The organism is Sphingomonas sp. TDK1 (genome assembly GCF_001650735.1).
Classification (GTDB): Bacteria; Pseudomonadota; Alphaproteobacteria; order Sphingomonadales; family Sphingomonadaceae; genus Sphingomonas.
This window is the reverse complement of the sequence record NZ_LXVY01000016.1, coordinates 74,165-92,111: the sequence shown is the minus strand read 5'-3', so window position 1 is coordinate 92,111 and position 17,947 is coordinate 74,165. Positions and strand designations below refer to the sequence as shown.

17 protein-coding genes are annotated in these 17,947 nt (G+C 67.3%); 12 read left to right on the top strand and 5 right to left on the bottom strand.

Annotation, left to right across the window (positions count from 1 at the left end):
- Nucleotides 1–41 precede the first annotated feature (41 nt).
- Nucleotides 42–2,330: a glycoside hydrolase family 3 N-terminal domain-containing protein gene (locus A7X12_RS10485; RefSeq protein WP_064311573.1), complete on the top strand. Its 2,289-nt coding sequence runs from the start codon at nt 42–44 to the stop codon at nt 2,328–2,330.
- A gap of 34 nt (nt 2,331–2,364) precedes the next feature.
- Here the strand turns inward: A7X12_RS10485 and A7X12_RS10480 are convergent, their stop codons facing one another.
- The 3 genes from A7X12_RS10480 to A7X12_RS10470 all read right to left on the bottom strand — a co-directional run bounded on the left by A7X12_RS10480 (nt 2,365) and on the right by A7X12_RS10470 (nt 4,587).
- Nucleotides 2,365–3,657, bottom strand: coding sequence for an MFS transporter (locus A7X12_RS10480; protein ID WP_064311572.1), 1,293 nt, complete (start codon nt 3,655–3,657; stop codon nt 2,365–2,367).
- Between the two features lie 66 nt (nt 3,658–3,723).
- Nucleotides 3,724–4,032, bottom strand: a complete 309-nt coding sequence (locus A7X12_RS10475) for a UBP-type zinc finger domain-containing protein (protein ID WP_064311571.1) — start codon at nt 4,030–4,032, stop codon at nt 3,724–3,726.
- Nucleotides 4,033–4,167: 135 nt separating this feature from the next.
- Complete coding sequence (locus tag A7X12_RS10470) at nt 4,168–4,587, bottom strand: DoxX family protein (protein WP_064311570.1); 420 nt, start codon at nt 4,585–4,587, stop codon at nt 4,168–4,170.
- A gap of 216 nt (nt 4,588–4,803) precedes the next feature.
- Between A7X12_RS10470 and A7X12_RS25505 the strand changes: the two genes are divergently transcribed.
- The 5 genes from A7X12_RS25505 (at nt 4,804) to A7X12_RS10445 (ending at nt 7,348) form a co-directional block, all read left to right on the top strand.
- Complete coding sequence (locus A7X12_RS25505; RefSeq protein ID WP_064311569.1) at nt 4,804–5,118, top strand: hypothetical protein; 315 nt, start codon at nt 4,804–4,806, stop codon at nt 5,116–5,118.
- Between the two features lie 10 nt (nt 5,119–5,128).
- Complete coding sequence (locus tag A7X12_RS10460) at nt 5,129–5,524, top strand: OsmC family protein (RefSeq protein WP_064311568.1); 396 nt, start codon at nt 5,129–5,131, stop codon at nt 5,522–5,524.
- The gene (locus tag A7X12_RS10455) at nt 5,521–6,003 is read left to right on the top strand and encodes an OsmC family protein (protein WP_064311567.1); all 483 of its coding nucleotides are present in this window, start codon (nt 5,521–5,523) and stop codon (nt 6,001–6,003) included. The genes A7X12_RS10460 and A7X12_RS10455 overlap by 4 nt, the downstream gene beginning before the upstream one ends.
- 66 nt (nt 6,004–6,069) lie before the next feature.
- A complete protein-coding gene (locus A7X12_RS10450; RefSeq protein ID WP_064311566.1) occupies nt 6,070–6,876 on the top strand; it encodes a transporter in 807 nt (268 codons plus the stop codon).
- 106 nt (nt 6,877–6,982) lie between these two features.
- Nucleotides 6,983–7,348 (top strand): nuclear transport factor 2 family protein, encoded by a 366-nt coding sequence (locus tag A7X12_RS10445; RefSeq protein ID WP_064311565.1) that lies wholly within the window; start codon nt 6,983–6,985, stop codon nt 7,346–7,348.
- 46 nt (nt 7,349–7,394) lie between these two features.
- On the opposite strand, the gene A7X12_RS10440 is transcribed toward A7X12_RS10445, so the two are convergent.
- On the bottom strand, nt 7,395–8,324 hold the full coding sequence (locus A7X12_RS10440) for a LysR family transcriptional regulator (RefSeq protein WP_064311564.1): 930 nt from the start codon (nt 8,322–8,324) through the stop codon (nt 7,395–7,397).
- Between the two features lie 120 nt (nt 8,325–8,444).
- Between A7X12_RS10440 and A7X12_RS10435 the strand changes: the two genes are divergently transcribed.
- Entirely contained in the window at nt 8,445–9,143 is a 699-nt protein-coding gene (locus A7X12_RS10435) for a pirin family protein (protein WP_064311563.1), read from the top strand.
- A 160-nt stretch (nt 9,144–9,303) separates the two neighbouring features.
- Nucleotides 9,304–11,613: a UDP-galactopyranose mutase gene (glf, locus tag A7X12_RS10430; RefSeq protein ID WP_232318454.1), complete on the top strand. Its 2,310-nt coding sequence runs from the start codon at nt 9,304–9,306 to the stop codon at nt 11,611–11,613.
- Nucleotides 11,614–11,634: 21 nt separating this feature from the next.
- Here glf and A7X12_RS10425 read toward each other — a convergent pair whose 3' ends face one another.
- On the bottom strand, nt 11,635–12,807 hold the full coding sequence (locus A7X12_RS10425) for a cellulase family glycosylhydrolase (RefSeq protein WP_232318453.1): 1,173 nt from the start codon (nt 12,805–12,807) through the stop codon (nt 11,635–11,637).
- 179 nt (nt 12,808–12,986) lie between these two features.
- On the opposite strand from A7X12_RS10425, the gene A7X12_RS10420 reads away from it, so the two are divergent.
- From A7X12_RS10420 to A7X12_RS10405, 4 genes are all read left to right on the top strand, one after another.
- Nucleotides 12,987–15,188: a family 1 glycosylhydrolase gene (locus A7X12_RS10420; protein ID WP_064311562.1), complete on the top strand. Its 2,202-nt coding sequence runs from the start codon at nt 12,987–12,989 to the stop codon at nt 15,186–15,188.
- A 90-nt stretch (nt 15,189–15,278) separates the two neighbouring features.
- Nucleotides 15,279–15,935 carry an ATP-dependent Clp protease proteolytic subunit gene (locus A7X12_RS10415; protein WP_010543021.1) on the top strand — a complete coding sequence of 219 codons (657 nt, stop codon included), beginning with the start codon at nt 15,279–15,281 and terminating at the stop codon, nt 15,933–15,935.
- Between the two features lie 144 nt (nt 15,936–16,079).
- The gene (gene clpX / locus A7X12_RS10410; RefSeq protein WP_064311561.1) at nt 16,080–17,345 is read left to right on the top strand and encodes an ATP-dependent Clp protease ATP-binding subunit ClpX; all 1,266 of its coding nucleotides are present in this window, start codon (nt 16,080–16,082) and stop codon (nt 17,343–17,345) included.
- A gap of 4 nt (nt 17,346–17,349) precedes the next feature.
- Nucleotides 17,350–17,943, top strand: a complete 594-nt coding sequence (locus A7X12_RS10405) for a GNAT family N-acetyltransferase (RefSeq protein ID WP_064311560.1) — start codon at nt 17,350–17,352, stop codon at nt 17,941–17,943.
- The last annotated feature ends 4 nt before the right edge of the window (nt 17,944–17,947 follow it).

The following is a 17,947-nucleotide window of genomic DNA, read 5'->3' as shown; positions in this document are numbered from 1 at the left end:
ATGCGGCGGCCTAAGCGCGGTCGTGCCAAGGGAGGAAACGCGTGAAAGACGGCCATATTTCCAGGCGTGCGATACTGATCGGGGCAGGTGCTGCCGCGGCCTGGGCGGCCAGCCCGGCGCGGGCGATGCTGCTGCAGGCGGGCGCGCAGAAACTGCCCGCCTCGGTCGAGTCGCTGCTCGCCAAAATGACCGTTGAGGAGAAGGCCGGGCAGCTTACCCTGATGGCGGCCGCCTGGTCGGGCGGCGCGGCGGTGACGCTCAATCCGGCGGGTGCATCGTCGAACTTCGACGGGCAGCTGGCGGAGGTGCGGGCAGGGCGCCTGACCGGCGTCTTCAACGGCAACGGCGCGGCCATGGCCAAGCGGATGCAGACCGTGGCGACGCGCGAGTCGCGGCTCAAGATCCCGCTCCTGTTCGCCGCCGACGTGATCCATGGCTTCCGCACGGTCTTCCCCGTGCCGATGGGCGAGGCGGCGAGCTTCGATCCCGACCTTGCCGAGCGCACCGCCCGCGTGGCGGCGGTGGAGGCGGCCGCCTCTGGCATCGACTGGACCTTCGCGCCAATGGTCGACATCACGCGCGATGCCCGCTGGGGCCGCAGCGTGGAGGGTGCCGGCGAGGACGTGCTGCTCGGCACGCTGATGGCCGCGGCACGGGTGCGCGGTTTCCAGGGGGCGCATGGCCTGGGTGCGGCAGATGCCGTCGCGGCCTGCGCCAAGCATTTCGCCGCCTATGGTGCGGTGGAAGCCGGGCTCGACTACCACACGGTCGACATTTCCGAACGGACGCTGCGCGAGATCTATTTCCCGCCGTTCCAGTCCGCGCTGGAGGCGGGTGCGCCCGCGGTGATGGCCTCGTTCAACGAACTCTCCGGCATCCCCGCCACGGCGAACGAATGGCTGCTGACCGAAGTGCTGCGCCGTGAATGGGGCTTCGATGGCGTCGTCGTCTCCGACTACACCGCGGACGAGGAACTGATCGCGCACGGGTTCGCGGCCGACGCGCGTGAGGCAACCAAGCTGGCCTTCCTCGCCGGGGTCGACATGAGTATGCAGAGCGGCTTCTACATTCGTCACCTGCCGGACCTGGTCGCCAAGGGCGACGTGCCGATGGCGCGGCTCGATGAAGCGGTGCGGCGGGTGCTGGCGCTGAAGGTGCAGCTGGGGCTGTTCGACGATCCCTTCCGCCGCATTGATCCGGCGCGGGAGAAGGCGCGCGTTCGCACCCGTGCCAATCTCGCCCTCGCGCGGGAGGCGGGTTCGCGCTCGATCGTGATGCTGAAGAACGAAGGCGAACTGCTGCCGCTGGCACGTTCGGGCAAGAAGATCGCGCTGATTGGTCCGTTCGCCAGCGGTCTGCACGACCAGATCGGTCCCTGGAACGTCTATGGCACCGATGCCGAAGCGGTGGACCTGGCAAGCGGCGTGAAAGCGATCGTTCAGGATCCGGCGCTGGTGAGCGTGACCGAGGGTGCCGGGTTCGACGCTCCCATCGCGGGGGGGATCGAGGCGTCGGTGGCCGCTGCGCGCGCTGCCGATGTGGTGGTGCTGGCGATCGGCGAGCATGCCCGCATGTCGGGCGAGGCACAGTCGCGCTCGGCCATCGTCGTGCCGCCCGCCCAGATGGCATTGGCGGAGGCCGTGGCAGCGACGGGCAAGCCGGTCGTGGTGCTGCTGCGCAACGGCCGGGCGCTCGCGCTGGAAGGCGCGGTGCTGAAGGCGCCGGCGCTCCTCGTTACCTGGTTCCTGGGGTCGCAGGACGGTCCGGCGATCGCCGACGTGCTGTTCGGCGCGGTCGGGCCTTCGGCGCGGCTGCCAGTGTCTTTCCCGCAGGCGACGGGGCAGGAGCCCTATCACTACGACCACAAGCCCACCGGGCGACCCAATCCGGCGGGGCCGTTGCAGGAATACAAGACGCATTATCGCGAGTTTCCGAACCAGGCGCTGTTCCCGTTCGGCCACGGCCTGACCTATGGCAAGATCGCGTATAGCGACCTGGATCTGGGCGGGGGCAAGCTCACTGTCGACGGCAAGCTCATGGTGTCGGCGACGATCGCCAACAGCGGCAGCCACGCGGCGGAAGAAGTCGTGCAGCTCTATATCCGCGACGTGGCGGCCAGCGTCACCCGTCCCGTGCGCGAGCTCAAGGCGTTCCGCCGTGTCGCTCTGAAGCCGGGCGAGCGGAAGCAGGTGCAGTTCACGCTCACGCGCGCCGATCTGCTCTTCATCGGTCAAGCGCTGAAGCCGACGGTGGAGCCCGGCACATTCCAACTCTGGATCGCACCCTCCGCAGAGGCGGAAGGCGTGTCCGGCAGCTTCGAACTCGTGTGATGCCCCGATTCTCCCCCGCTCGGAGGAGAATCCTTCACCTTGCCAGTCTGGCCAGCGTGTCTCGCCGAAGGGGCAGGGCGAGGATCGCGGCCAGCGCGGCCAGCAGCAGCGCGGCCGGCCCGGCGAGCATCAGCCAGCGGATCGCCGCGAGGCTCGCCGGGCCTTGCGGGACACCGGCGATGAACCCGTTCGCCTGATAGATCGTCCCGATCGCGAAGCCGGCCACTGCCAGAGCCGCTTTCTGGGCGAGCGCAAAGGTGCCGAAGGCGATCGCCTCCACCCGGACCCCGCTGCGTGCCGCGCCCCAGTCGACGCTGTCGGGGAGCAGCGTCCAGGCCGCCAGCCCGAAGCCGGCGAACGCTACCTGCATCCCCAGCAGGAACAGCGTCGCGGCAACCACGCCGGGCGCTGGCAGGAGGACGAACCCGGCCGGCAGCGCAAGTGCAAGGCCGCAGGCCGCCAGCCATGCCGCACGTGCGCCCGCGTGGCGTGCAGCGAGCGTCCAGAGCGGCGTTGCCACCAGACTTGCGAACGCCATCGCCGCCAGTGCGCGCGGCCCCGCCGGATCGTTGGCGAGCACGTAGCGAAAGAAGTAAAGTACCGATTGCGTCGTGAGCGCGGCCGCGGCGGCACCCGCGGCCGCGGCGAGGTTGAGCGCCACGAAGGCGCGGTTGCGCGCCAGCAGCGCGAGCGCCAAACCGATCCGGGGGCGAACCGCCGCCTCGCTCGACGGACGTCGTTCGGGCACGCGCCACGCGATCGTCAGCAGCAAGGGCACGCCCAGCGTCGCCAGCAGTGCGCCGGCCGCTGCATAGCTGCCCAATGCGGTCACCAGCCGGGGGAGGGTGCCGGCGACGAGCGTCGCCGCGACGGCGCCGAAAATCATGCGGAGGCCGGCGAGCAGCGATCGCTCCGCACCGGTTCCGGCCAGCCGGGTCGTCCAGGCCGCATAGGGAATGTTGGTGAAGGCGTAGAGGGTGCGAAAGCCGAGCTGGGCGATCAGCGCCGCCGCCCAGGCACCGCGCGGCGCAGCGAACATCGCCACAAAGGCAAGTCCAAGCGGCAAAGCGCCCCAGCCGATCAGCCAGCGATAGGGCCGCCGCATCCGTTCCGCGACCACGCCGGCCGTGAAATCGGCGATTCCGTCCCACCCCGCGCCGATCAGGAACAGCGTACCAGCCAGCGCCGGCGCCAGCCGCAGCGTGTCGATATAGAAGAACAGGAGGTAGAGATTCACCGCCTGCCAGTAGAGGTTGAAGGCGAAGTCGCCGGCGCCGAACAGCAGCAGTGCGGCTCGGGGCGCCGGCGGCGGGCTGGATGGGGTCATCGTAGCGATGCAGGCGCGGTCATCGGCACCGTCTTAGCGCGTGGTCCGCGGCTGTCCACGCGGCCTTCAGAAGAAGCTGGGGATCGGTCCGCGCTGCGGCGTCTGGTCAGGCAGATCCACTTCGATTCCGTCGGCATAGCACCAGCCCCAGCCTTCGGGAGGGTCATAGCCTTCCATGATCGGGTGGCCGGTCTCGCGGAAATGCGCGGTAGCATGGCGATTGGGCGACTGGTCGCAGCAGCCGACATGACCGCATTCCCGGCACAGCCGCAGATGTACCCACCAGCTGCCGGTCTTCAGGCATTCCTCGCAGCCGAGCGCGCTCGGCGTAACGTCCCGGACTGTCTCGGAATTCATGTGCGTGCAACGGGTCATGGCGCTCTCCTCGCCCCCGTGTAGCCCAGCCCGCGCAGGTCTTCGCCTGTACGAAGGATTGGGATGTGAAAAGGGCCGCACCATCGGCGCGGCCCCGTTCCACTAGCCCGTGCGGCCTGCGCTTCTGCGGCAGTTTCAGCGGCGGGCGTCGAGGCTCCAGCCACCCGCGCCGAACGCGACGACCTGCAACAGGCCACCCGCCATTGCGATGTTCTTGAAGAAGTGGATGAACTGGTTCTGGTCGCCCAGCGCTGAGTGGAACGCCAGCGCGGTCGCGACCGAGAAGGCGGCCAGGATGGCGGCGACGGTGCGGGTGCGGTAGCCGAGGATCAGCGCGATGCCGCCGCCCAGTTCGACCAGCAGCGCGATGGCGAAGCCCAGCTGCGGCAGAGGCAGACCGGAGGACGCGATATAGCCGATGGTCGCCGCCGGTGCCGCCAGCTTCGATAGGCCGCTAAGCAGGAAGATCGTCGCGAGCCCGATGCGGCCGAGCAGCGGCAGGGCCGACTGAACGTTGGTAGGGGTGGCAGTGGCGGATAGGGGGGCGGTAGCCATGATGTGTCTCCGAAAGTGGCGGGGACCAATCTGCCTCGCCTGGTGACCGGAAATTGGCCCTGACGAGATACGTTGAAAACTGGAATAAAATCGACCCATACGTTCTACTATATCGAAAAGAGGCTTTTCGATTTTCTCGAACGAAAGCGCCAGAACTATCCGGCTGATCCGAACGGCCGGTGCGGGCTATCAAAGGGGGCGACAAAGGAGGTTTCAATGGATCGTCAAGCACCGCCCGAATTGAGCCAGACCGAATGGGCAGCGGTCTCCGTTGCCTTTCAGGACGCCGCTGCCTGTGGGTGTAGCGTGTTGTCCGCAACGGCGCGCCCATCACTGCTGGGCCGGGTGGCGGAAGCGCTGTTCGGTTCGCGCCGGTCCACCCCGCTGGCCAATCCGCGGCTCGAGGCGATCCGGCAATTCGTCTGCGCGACGCGTCGCCAGCGCATGCCCGCGGCCGAACTGGTGCCGGTGCTCGCCGATCATGGCTTCAACCCCGCGCAGATCGAAGCGATCGCGCTGCTGGCGATTTGAGTCGACGACGATGGTACATGCGACTGCCCATATCGGTCCCGAGCGGATGGAAACCCGGATCCAGGCGGGGCATCACGCGATCGTCGCCGACGAGCCACCCGGCAATGGCGGGCAGGATGCCGGCCCTGCGCCCTATGATCTGCTGCTCGCCGCGCTGGCGGCGTGCACGGCGATGACGCTGCGCATGTACGCCGACCGCAAGGGGTGGCGAATCGACTCGATCGATGTCGACCTGCGGATTCTTGGGGTGGCCGAGGGGCGGCATATCAAGCGGACCCTCACCATCGCAGGTCCGGACGCGGCGGGCCGTGCGCGGCTCGCGGAGATCGCCGAGCGCACGCCGGTGACGCTGACGTTGAAGCAGGGTATCGCGATCGAAACGACATTGGTGGAGCAGACGGCATGAGCAGCGAACTGGCCCTGGACGCGATCGCGCGGGATACCGGCGCAGGCAAGTTCCAGGTGGCGTTGCAGGTGGCCGGCGTGGCGCTGATGCTGGACGAGCCGGTGTCGGTCGGCGGCATGGGCACCGGACCGACGCCCTATCAGATGCTCGCCTCCGCCCTAGCGGCGTGCACGACGATGACGCTGCGCGTCTATGCGCTGCAAAAGGGGTGGCCGGTGACGAGCATCCGGACGCTTGCCGGCCACCAGCGCCAGGCGGGCGTGCAGCCCGCGGACCTGTTCACGCGCCGGATCGAGATCGAGGGCGACCTGGATGCCGTGCAGCGGGCCCGCCTGCTGGAGATTGCCGATCGCTGTCCGGTCCACCGTACGCTCACCGGCGGTGCACGGGTGGAGACGGAGCTTGCCGACGCAGCCGCGCCGACCGAACCCGCCGCGGCGCATGCCGCCGACCTGGAACACGCAATCCGCGACGCCTGACGGACGTGTGTCGAAACATTTCCGACGCGATGTCGTTGGGCCCTCCACAGGCTCTGGGGGGAAGACATGGTTCGGGCGGCGCGCATCTTTGGGCTCGGGGCGGCGCTGCTGGCGGCAGGCAACGCCTTCGCAGACGATGATCCGCGTTTCTGCCCGACCCGACCGAGTATCGGTGGATCGAGCTGCACCACCGAGCCCGGCCGCGTGCATGTCGAGGCATCGTTCGTCGACTGGCAGCGCGACGATAAGGCCGACCAGCGCGAGGACCGGATCGTCACCGCCGATCTGCTGGTGCGCGCGGGGATAGGTTCGAAGACCGAGGTGCAGCTGGGCTGGACCGGCTATGGCCGGGATCGCACGCGTGACAAGGCCAGCGGCACCATCGACACGATCCATGGCACCGGGGACCTGCGTTTCGCGATCCGCCAGCATCTCGCGGGCGAGAAGGGCACGCCCTTTTCCGCCGGCGTGGAGGGCTTCGTCACCGCGCCGACGGGCAGGTCACCGATCGGTGACGGAACCTGGTCCGCCGGCGCGATCGTGCCGGTGCAATATGACCTGACCGAGAAGCTCGCTGTCGCCTTTACCGGCGAGGCCGACGCCGCCGCCAACGAGAGCGGGCAGGGGCGGCACTTTGCGGTCAGCGGCATCACCAGCCTGCGCTACAAGCTCAGCGAGAAGGTGACGACGACGGCGGAGGTCTCGCTGGAGCGGGACAATGATCCCGACGGCCACGAAACCTATGCGCTTGCCGCCCTGTCGACCGCATGGCGCCCGACCAAGGTGTTGCAGTTCGACCTGCTGGCGGTGGCGGGGCTGAACCACAATTCCCCCGACGTTCGGCTGGTCGCGGGCGGGGCGATCCTGTTCTGACGGCTTGGCCCGGGACGGGAGCGGCTTGTGTATGCGCTGCACCATCGTCAAATAATGTGCCCGCGGCAGCAGATGGCGGGCAGGTTTACCAGCGGGGGATCACCGTATGACCGAAGCTCCGGAAATCGAATTATTGCACGCGAGCATCGAGCGGGTGTGGAATGAGCGTGACGATGCTGCGCGGCTTGCCGCGATCGCCGATATCTACCACCCGGAAGCGAGCATCTTCGAGCCGGCGCGCACGGTCAGCGGGCATCAGGCGATCTCGGATGTGGTTGCGGGCGTTCTCGCTGATATGCCGCCAGGGTTCCGCTTCGAAATTGATGGCCCGGGCCTCGGGCATCACGGGGTGGCGACCGCGCGGTGGAAAGGCGGCCCGCCGGGCGAGGTGCTCGTGAGCGGCGTCGACGTGGCGCGCGCGCAAGACGGCAAGCTGATCGAGCACTATTTCTTCTTCAATACGGCGCCCTGACCCAGCCTGGGGGCGGGGGGCGGGGGGCGAGGGGGGAGCGAGCGCTTCAGGCCTCGCCAAGCCCCTCCAGATCCACATCCTCGCGCCCCACCTCCACGAACCGCGCGCGCAGCCACGACGCCGCCGGTCCGGGCGGCACATCCCGGCGCCAGATCGCGCCGAAGCGGTACATGCCGCCCGGGCTTTCCGGCATCGCCAGCCGCACCAGCGTGCCGGCGACCAGGTCCGGCTCGATCAGCGGCAGCGGCATGTTGCCCCAGCCGATGCCCTCACGCAGGAGTGCGTGCTTCGCGCCGAGATCGGCGAGCCGCCACGTGCGCGGGCTCATCACCGCGAAGTCACGACCGGCGGTGAGCGGCGAGCGGTCGGAGAGTACCAGCTGGACATGGTCGCGCCCCGCGCCGGGCGGAATCGGGTCCATCCGGCCGAGCGGATGGTCGGGCGCCGCCACCGGCACCATCGCCACCGATCCTGCCGCCTCGCATTCGATGCCGTTCATGCCCTGCGCCAACGGCCCGGAAATGCCGAGCACTGCCTTGCCCTCCAGCACGAGGCTGGTGATCGCGCCCAGCGCCTCGACGTGCAGCCGCAGCGTCACCGTCGGAAATTCGGCGCGGAAGGCGCGCAGCACTTCGCCGAGCCGGCGGGTGGGCAGCATCACGTCGACGGCGAGGTTCACCTCTGCTTCCAGCCCGTCGAGCAGGCCCTTCACCTTCGCCCGCAGTCCGTCGATACCCTGCGCCACCGTGCGCGCCTCGGCCAGCACCGCTGCGCCGGCGGTGGTGAGGCGCGGCTTCTTGGTCCCCTCGCGGTCGAACAGCAGCACGCCCAGCTGCGCCTCGAGGTTGGCGATGCCGTAGCTGATGACCGACACCGCGCGGTTGAGCTGGCGCCCCGCACCCGCAAAGCTGCCGCTGTCCACCACGGCGAGGAAGATGCGGAGCTGGTCGAAGGTGGGCATGCCCGCGTTTGACATTTCTATTTCCTGGAACGTTTCGCTCCAACTTATCCCACTGATTGGAGAAGTCGAGCCCGCCTATATCCCGGTCATCGAAAGCGCGCCGCAGCCCGGCGCACCCCTTCAGGGAGACCCCAGATGATCGAACTTCGCCCCTTTTCGAGCCTCGGCGGCGCCAATCATGGCTGGCTCGATGCCAAGCATCATTTCTCCTTCGCCAACTATTATGATCCGGCCCGCACCAGCTGGGGCAACCTGCGCGTGTGGAACGACGATACGATCGCGCCGCAGACCGGCTTCCCGCCGCATCCGCACCGCGACATGGAAATCATCACCTATGTCCGCGACGGCGCCATCACCCATCAGGACAATCTGGGCAATCACGGCCGTACCGTTGCCGGCGACGTGCAGGTGATGTCGGCTGGCACGGGCATCGCGCATTCCGAATATAATCGCGAGGACGAGACGACCCGGATCTTCCAGATCTGGATCCAGCCGACCCGCGGCGGCGAGAAGCCGAGCTGGGGCACGCGCCCCTTCCCGAAGACCGATCGCGCCGGCCAGTTCGTGGTGCTGGCAAGCGGCTTCGACGGGGACGGCGATGCGCTGCCGATCCGTACCGACGCCCGCGTCGTGGGTGTGACCCTGCGCGCCGGCGAGACGGCCGAGTACACGCTGGGCAGCGATCGCCGCGCCTATCTGGTGCCCGCCATCGGTGCGGTGGAAATCGACGGCGTACGGGTGAATGCCCGCGACGGCGCCGCGATCAAGGATGCCGAGGTGGTGAAAATCACTGCGATCGAAGACAGCGAAATCGTGATGGTCGATGCGGCCTGAACGAAAGGCGGGCGGCACATCGGTGCCGCCCGCCATGCCGCAGAGTGGCGACATTGCATTAACTTGTATCATGCTAATTTAAAAGAATTGCTGATGTAATCTTGGAACGGCCCGAAGCTTGGGCGGGTTCTCCCTGTTAACCGCAACAGGGAAACTGTCCTTGACCAACCATGTCGCTATCCATCGCCCCGGCAGCAGCAACTTCGCGCTAATCTGCTTTTCGCATCTTCGCTGGAATTTCGTCTTCCAGCGACCGCAGCATCTCATGACCCGCTTCGCGCGCAACATGGACGTGCTGTTCTGGGAAGAGCCGATCGACGACGACAGCACAGCCCCCTGGCTGGAATTGCGAGACGAAGGGGCGAGGGTAACGGTGGCGGTACCGCACCTGCCGGGCAATCTGGGCGCGGAGGGGCGGACGGCGGCGCTGAAGGCGCTGCTCGACGAGCATGTCGCGGGCATCGGCGAGCACCTGATCCGCTGGTATTATACGCCGATGATGCTGCCCTTCTCGCGGCATCTCGGGGCCGCTTGCACGGTCTATGACTGCATGGACGAGCTGAAGAATTTCCGCTTCGCGCCGCCTGAACTGATGCTGCTGGAGCAGCAGCTGTTCGGGCTGGCCGACTTGGTCTTCACCGGTGGCTACAGCCTCTACGAAGCGAAGCGCGAGAGCCATCCGTCGGTGCATGCCTTTCCGTCGAGTGTCGATGCCGCCCATTTCGCGCAAGCGCGCGCGCTGGTGCAGGACGTCGCCGGTCAGGCCGGACTGCCGCGTCCACGGCTGGGCTTCTACGGCGTGATCGACGAGCGGATGGATCTCGGGCTGATCGCCGCGCTTGCCGATGCGCGACCGGACTGGACGATCGTGATGGTCGGCCCTGTCGTGAAGATCGACCTCGCCGAGCTGCCGCAGCGTGCCAACATCGCGTGGCTAGGCGCGAAGACCTATGCCGAACTCCCGCTCTATGCGGGCGGCTGGGACGTGGCGTTGATGCCGTTCGCGATCAATGACGCGACGCGCTTCATCAGCCCGACCAAGACCCCGGAATATCTGGCGGCGGGCCTGCCGGTGGTGTCCACCCCGATCGCCGACGTGATTCGCCATTATGGTGACGTCGCGGGCGTGTTCGTGGCGGACGGCGCGGCGGGCTTCCTCCATGCCTGCGCGCAGGCACTGGCGTTGCGTGGCACCGGCGACGCGTGGCGCGTCGAGGCGGATGCGCTGCTGGCGGAACAGAGCTGGGATCAGGTCGCAGCGCGGATGCTGGGGCTGATCCGGCAGGTTGCCGAGCCGGACCAGCCGCTGCTCAAGCCGGTGCGCAGCCTCCATTACGACTATCTGGTGGTCGGTGCGGGCTTTGCCGGCTCGGTGATGGCCGAACGGCTTGCGGCCGATGCCGGCAAGCGCGTGCTGGTGATCGACAAGCGGCCGCACATCGCCGGCAACGCCTTCGATCACAAGGACGCGGCGGGCATTCTGATCCATCAATATGGCCCGCACATCTTCCACACCAACAGCGTGGATATCTTCGACTATCTCTCGCGCTTCACCGAATGGCGGCCCTATGAGCACCGCGTGCTGGCGGAAGCGCGCGGGCAGCAGGTGCCGATCCCGATCAACCGAACGACGCTCAACGCGCTGTTCGGTCTGTCGCTGGAGACCGAGGCAGAGGCCGCGGACTTCCTCGCCGCGCGCGCCGAGCCGGTGCCGGTGATCCGTAGCTCGGAAGATGTCGTGATCTCGGCCGTGGGGCGCGAGCTCTACGAGACGTTCTTCCAGGGCTATACGCGCAAGCAATGGGGGATCGATCCCTCCGAGCTGGACAAGAGCGTCACTGCCCGCGTGCCGACGCGGACCAATACCGATGATCGCTATTTCACCGATCGCTTCCAGGCGATGCCGCGCGACGGCTACACCGCGATGTTCGCGAAGATGCTCGATCACCCGAACATCGACCTGGAACTGGGCGTGACTTTCGAGGAGGCGAAGCGGCGGTTCAGCTTCGATCAGATCGTCTATACCGGGCCGATCGACGAATATTTCGATTTCCGTTTCGGCAAGCTGCCCTATCGGTCGCTACGCTTCGAGCATGTCCATGCGGACCGCGCCTGGGCGCAGCCGGTGGCGGTGGTGAACTATCCGGACGAAAAGGTGCCGTACACGCGGGTGACCGAGTACAAGCACCTCACCGGCCAGCAGGCGCCGACCACCAGCCTGACCTACGAATATCCCAGCGCCGAGGGGGATCCATACTATCCGATCCCGTGCCCCGAGAACCAGGCGCTGTTCAAGCGCTACGAGGCGCTTGCGGCGGCGACCAGGGGCGTGCTGTTCGTCGGGCGGCTCGCGACCTACCGCTATTACAACATGGACCAGGTCGTTGGGCAGGCGCTCGCAACCTATCGCCGGCACATCGCCGAGGAGCGGGAGGCTGCGCCGCGCACCACGGCGGCGCTGGCGGAATAGGGCGTGGGGAGGGCGGTTGGGTCAGGCCGCCTTCGCCTCGTCGTCCCCGGAACCGGGCGCGTCCTTGGCGACGGGGATTTCGATCAGCGGCCAGTGCGGCGCCTTGTCTTCGAGCGCGCGGAGCAAACGGAGGAATTCGACCTCGGTATCGTCATAGGGGACGCCGCCGACGTCAAAGATGTCATGGAACCACTTGTCCTTCAGGCCCGCGAGGTTCGGATTTTCCCATGCCGCCCAGGGCAGGTGGGTCTGCGTCTTGCCGCGCACCAGGCCCCAGCAGAACGCGCCGACATTCCTCGCGCGTGCCACCGGCAGGATCGCCTCGAACGTGCTGCCGGCGGGGCGCGCCATGAATTCGGTGCACCACATCGGACGGTCGAAGACGCCGAGCCAGTCGATCCGCCGGGCGAAATCCTCGGCGGTGCCGTAATTGTGGAACGACACGACGTCCGACAGGCCCGTCTGCGCCTGCTGCAGCGGCGTCAGCCGCTCGGGCGAGGACCAGTCGCCCAGCCAGATGCCGCTGGTCAGCGGCTGCACCGGCCGCATGCTGCGGGCCCAGGAAAACGCGTCGACCAGCAGGGGCAGTACGAGATCGGCCTTCGCCTCCAGTTCGCCCGCGTCGCAGAGCGACACGTCGGGCCCGTTGTCCGGCTCGTTCCAGATGTCCCAGGCGAGCACGCGGCGATCCTTGCGGAACCGCCCGACAATGCCCTTCACATAGCCCTCCAGCCGGGGGCGCTGGCTGCGGTCGCGCAGCGCGGGGACGCCCGGCGACTGCACCCAACCGGAATTATGCACGCCCGGCTTCGGCGCGGGCTGCGGGCCCAGCGCCGGATCCGGGTGCCAGCAGGAATCGAACAGCACCAGCATCACCCGGATGCCGAAGCCTTCGGCCACCGCCAGCATTGCGTCGATGCGGCCAAGGAAGCCATCCGGATCCTCGGCCCAGAGCAGATCGTGCAGGTAGACCCGCACCGCGTTCATGCCGACGTCCGCCGCCAGCGCCAGCTCCGCGCGGATCGCTTCCAGGTCGAAGGTGGCGGCCTGCCACATCTCCAGCTGGTTGATCGCGTTCGAAGGCGTGAAGTTGCACCCCATGACCCAAGGCTGCCGGGTGAACCACGCCTTTGCCTCCGCTTCCGTCCAGCGCCCGACCATCGTCCCGCTCTCCGCCACCGATTTACCCGACATGCTGTTCCAACCCTTGATAACCATTTGGTTTTTATAAGCGCAGAAGGAAATTGCGGATGTGTCCGCTACGCGCTTCTTCGGAGGCGCCGGCCCGCATTTTGCGACGAACGGAGCGGCGGCGTCATCCCGGCCTTGTTGCGCCCTGCGCACAGGGCTTCGATCCGTACATGAGGACCCCGATGCCACCACTCGAACTTTGGGGCGGTGCCGAATGTACCGTGAACCGTGTCGGCGAACACTTCCGCGACCAGACGCTGGAAACCGGCCATCAGGACCGGCTGGAGGACCTGGATCTCATTGCCAGCCTGGGCGTGCGCGCGCTTCGCTTTCCGATCCTGTGGGAGAGGATCTGCCCCGGGGATCCCCAGTCCTGCGACTGGACGTGGAGCGATGCGCGCCTTGCGCGGCTCCAAGCGCTCGGCATCCGACCGATCGCCGGACTGGTCCATCATGGCAGCGGTCCCCCGCGCACCAATTTGCTGGATCCGGATTTCGGCGCGAAGCTGGGCGACTATGCCGCGCGTGTCGCCGAGCGCTACCCCTGGATCGCGGACTGGACCCCGGTCAACGAGCCGCTGACCACCGCGCGCTTCGCTGCGCTGTACGGCCATTGGTACCCGCACGCACGCGACGAGGGCGGCTTCTGGCGGGCGCTGGTCCACCAGGTGGAGGGTGTCGCGTGCGCGATGGCCGCGGTGCGGGCGGTGAACGCCGACGCACGGCTGATCCAGACGGAGGACCTCGGCAAGACCTATGGCACGCCGAGAACGCAGACCCAGGTCGCCTATGACAACGCCCGGCGCTGGATGGGCTGGGATCTCCTCTGCGGCCGCGTCGTGCCGGGGCACGCCCTGTGGGAGCGGCTGGCCGGGTTCGGGCTGGCCGACAAGCTGGAGGCGCTGGCCTCCGACCCCTGTCCGCCGGACCTGATCGGCATCAACCATTATCTGACGAGCGACCGCTTTCTGGACGAGCGTGTCACCGCCTATCCTCCTGCCATGCACGGCGGCAACGGCAGCAGCGCCTATGTCGATACCGAGGCCGTGCGGGTGCTCGACCCGGCACCGGACGGGCTCGCCAACGCGCTGGCGGAAGCCTGGGCGCGCTACCGCATCCCGATTGCGATCACCGAGGTGCACAACGGCTGCACCCGCGAGGAGCAGATGCGCTGGATGCGCGACGCCTGGGGCGACGCGCAGGCTGCGCGGGCAGACGGCGTGGAGGTGCAGGCGGTGACAGCCTGGTCGCTGTTCGGCGCCTCGGGCTGGAACACGCTGCTGACCGACCCGGGCATATACGAGCCCGGCGTGTTCGATGTGCGAGGCGGTACGCCCCGGCCCACCGCGATGGTGCCGCTGCTGCAGGCGCTCGCCGCGCACCGGCCGCCGGCGCACCCGGCGATGGGCGGTACGGGCTGGTGGCGGCGCGACAACCGTGTCGTGCATCGGCAGCACCCGAATCCAGAGGTATGCGCGCAGTCGAGCAAGTCGTCCTCACGCCGTGATCCCCTGTTCATCGTCGGGGCGACGGGGACATTGGGGCAGGCGCTCGCGCGCATGTGCGAGATGCGCGACCTCGCCTATATCCTTACCGACCGCACGATCCTGGATCTGCGGGACGGCGTTTCGATAGCGACTGCGTTATCCGGGCATCGCCCCTGGGCGGTGATCAACGCGGCCGGCTGGGTGCGGGTGGATGACGCGGAAGACGCGGAGGCGGCGTGCTTTGCCGCAAACTGCGTGGGCGCGACGGAGCTGGCAATCGCTGCCTCCGAGCGGGGCATCCCGACTGTCAGTTTTTCCAGCGACCTGGTGTTCGACGGCATGGCGGGACGCGCCTATTTCGCGGCAGACGCCTGTACGCCTCTGAATGCCTATGGCCGCAGCAAGGCGGCGATGGAGGCGGCGATCGGGGCCTTGCCGGGATGTCACCTCATCGTACGCACCGCGGCCTTCTTTTCCCCCTGGGACACGCAGAATTTCGCGGTGCAGGCGGTCGAGGCGCTGGCGGCGGGCAGACGCTTCCGCGCCGCCGACGATCAGGTCGTGTCACCCGCCTATGTGCCGCATCTTTGTAACGCGGTGCTGGACGAACTGATCGACGGTACGCGCGGCATCCTGCATCTCGCGAACCAGGGGGCAGTCAGCTGGGCGGATTTCGCCATCGCCATCGCGAGAGCCTGTGCACTGCCCATGGCGCTGGTCGAACCGGTACCGGGTCGCGATCTTGGCTGGAAGGCGGCGCGACCATCCGCCGTGCCGCTGGTCAGCCATCGCATGCCTGCGCTCGACACCGCGCTTCAAGCCTTCGCGAGCGCGCCCGAAACCCGCCGGCGCATCGGGCGCGCAAGCCAAGGAAGCGCGGTGCTGCGATCTGCCTGAGCGTCCGCCTCCGGAACAGCCCCTCTTGCGCTGGGCTGCAGGAGCGCCGATGTAGTCGCGGGCAATACAACAACCACGAGATCATCCCACATGCATCCGCTTTCCGGTCAGATGACCATCGATCCCGTTACCGGCGCACTCGTTCCCATCGTTATCGAGCAGTCGAGCCGCGGTGAGCGCAGCTTCGACATCTATTCGCGCCTGCTGCGGGAGCGGATCGTGTTCGTTACCGGCCAGGTCGAAGACCATATGGCCTCGCTGATCACCGCCCAGCTGCTGTTCCTCGAGTCGGAAAATCCGAAGAAGGACATCTGGATGTACATCAATTCGCCGGGCGGTGTCGTCACGGCGGGTATGGCGATCCACGACACGATGCAGTATATCCGTCCGCGCGTCGGCACGGTGTGCATCGGCCAGGCGGCGTCGATGGGCTCGTTCCTGCTGGCGTCGGGCGAGCCGGGTCTCCGCGTTGCGCTGACCAACGCCCGCATCATGCTGCACCAGCCCTCGGGCGGCGCGCAGGGCATGGCGTCGGACATCGAGATTCAGGCCAAGGAAATCCTGCGGATCCGTGCGCGCATGAATGCGCTGTATGCGAAGTACACCGGCCAGCCGATCGAGAAGATCGAGACGACGATGGACCGCGATTCGTTCTTCGAAGCCGAGGAGGCCAAGGCCTTCGGCATCGTCGACGAGGTGTATGAGAAGCGTCCGGTGCCGAGCGAGGATGCGGCAGCGGCTAATTAACACTATATACCTATCCTCGGCCGCCTGACGATTCCCGGTGCATGGAACGTCGGGCGGGCGGGGCGATTATGGATTGCCGGAACTTCGCCTGCGTGTAGGATGGCAGGCGAGCGTAGCGCGCCCGAGGCGCGAAGGATGGATTGAATGACTAAGCTCAGCGGCGGTGACTCCAAGAGCACGCTCTATTGCTCCTTCTGCGGCAAGAGCCAGCATGAGGTGCGCAAGCTCATCGCCGGCCCGACCGTGTTCATCTGCGATGAGTGCGTCGAGCTGTGCAACGACATCATCCGGGAGGAAACCAAGTCCTCGCTGGTGTCGAAGAAGGACGGCGGTGTCCCTTCGCCGCAGGAAATCTGCGACGTGCTCGACGATTACGTCATCGGGCAGAAGAAGGCGAAGCGCGTCCTCTCGGTGGCGGTGCACAACCACTACAAGCGGCTCAATCACGGCGCCAAGGGTGCCGATGTCGAGCTCGCCAAGTCGAACATCCTGCTCGTCGGCCCCACCGGCTGCGGCAAGACGCTGCTGGCGCAGACGCTGGCGCGCATCCTCGACGTGCCGTTCACCATGGCCGATGCCACCACGCTGACCGAAGCCGGCTATGTCGGCGAGGACGTGGAGAACATCATCCTCAAGCTGCTCCAGGCCTCGGACTATAATGTCGAGCGGGCGCAGCGCGGCATCGTCTATATCGACGAGATCGACAAGATCAGCCGCAAGGCGGAGAACCCGTCGATCACGCGCGACGTGTCGGGCGAAGGCGTGCAGCAGGCGCTGCTGAAGCTGATGGAAGGCACCACCGCGAGCGTTCCGCCGCAGGGCGGCCGCAAGCATCCGCAGCAGGAATTCCTGCAGGTGGACACGACCAACATCCTGTTCATCTGCGGCGGTGCCTTCTCGGGCCTCGAAAAGATCATCGGCGACCGCCTGCAGGGCAAGTCGATCGGCTTCGGCGCGCATGTCGCCGCACCCGACGAGCGCCGCACCGGCGAGCTGCTTCGTCAGACCGAGCCGGAGGATCTGCTCAAGTTCGGCCTGATCCCGGAATTCGTCGGTCGTCTGCCGGTGATCGCGACGCTTGAGGATCTCGACGTCGAGGCGCTGATCAAGATCCTGACCGAGCCGAAGAACGCCCTGGTCAAGCAGTATCAGAAGCTGTTCGACATGGAGGCGGTCAAGCTCGGCTTCACCGACGACGCGCTCACTGCCGTCTCGAAGAAGGCGATCGAACGCAAGACCGGTGCCCGCGGCCTCCGCTCGATCCTCGAAGGCATTCTGCTCGACACGATGTTCGACCTGCCCAGCATGGACGGTGTCGACGAAGTGGTGGTCGACAAGGATGTGGTCGAGGGCCGCAAGGAGCCGGTGCGGATCTACGCCAAGAAGGAAAAGGCCGGCAGCGCCGCCTGATCCCATGGAACGATCCATTGCCGTACGGCCGGCAAGCGAAGGAGACCGCGCGACCATCGCAACGATGCTCGCGCGGGCCTTTGCCGAAGACCCGATCTTCTCCTTCATCCTCCCGGATCCGTCGGCGCGGCAGCATCAATTGCCGCGCCTCTTTTCGCTGCTCACGGCATCGGACCTCAAGGGCGGGCGCGGCTTTCTGGTCGAAGAGGGCGCGGCGGTGACCCTGTGGCGCGCGCCGGGCAGGGCCAAGGTCGGGCTGATCGAGATGCTGTTGAACGGGCCGGCGCTGATCGGCGCGTTGCGGGGCGCTTTGCCGCGCGCGCTGCGGGTCAGCGGAGCGGTGGAGCATCGCTTTCCGGCGGAGCCGTTCCACTATCTGCACATCGCCGGCTGCGATCCTGCCGCACAGGGACGCGGGCTGGGCGGTGCGGCGATCCGCGCGGGCCTTGCGGCGGTGCCGCCCGGGATGCCCTGCTATCTGGAAACCGGGACCGAGAGCAATCTGGGCCTGTACCAGCGCTTCGGCTTCGCGGTGAGCGAGGAGTGGCGCGTTCCGAACGGCCCCCGGCTGTGGTCGATGCGGCGCGCCGCCGCCTGAGCGG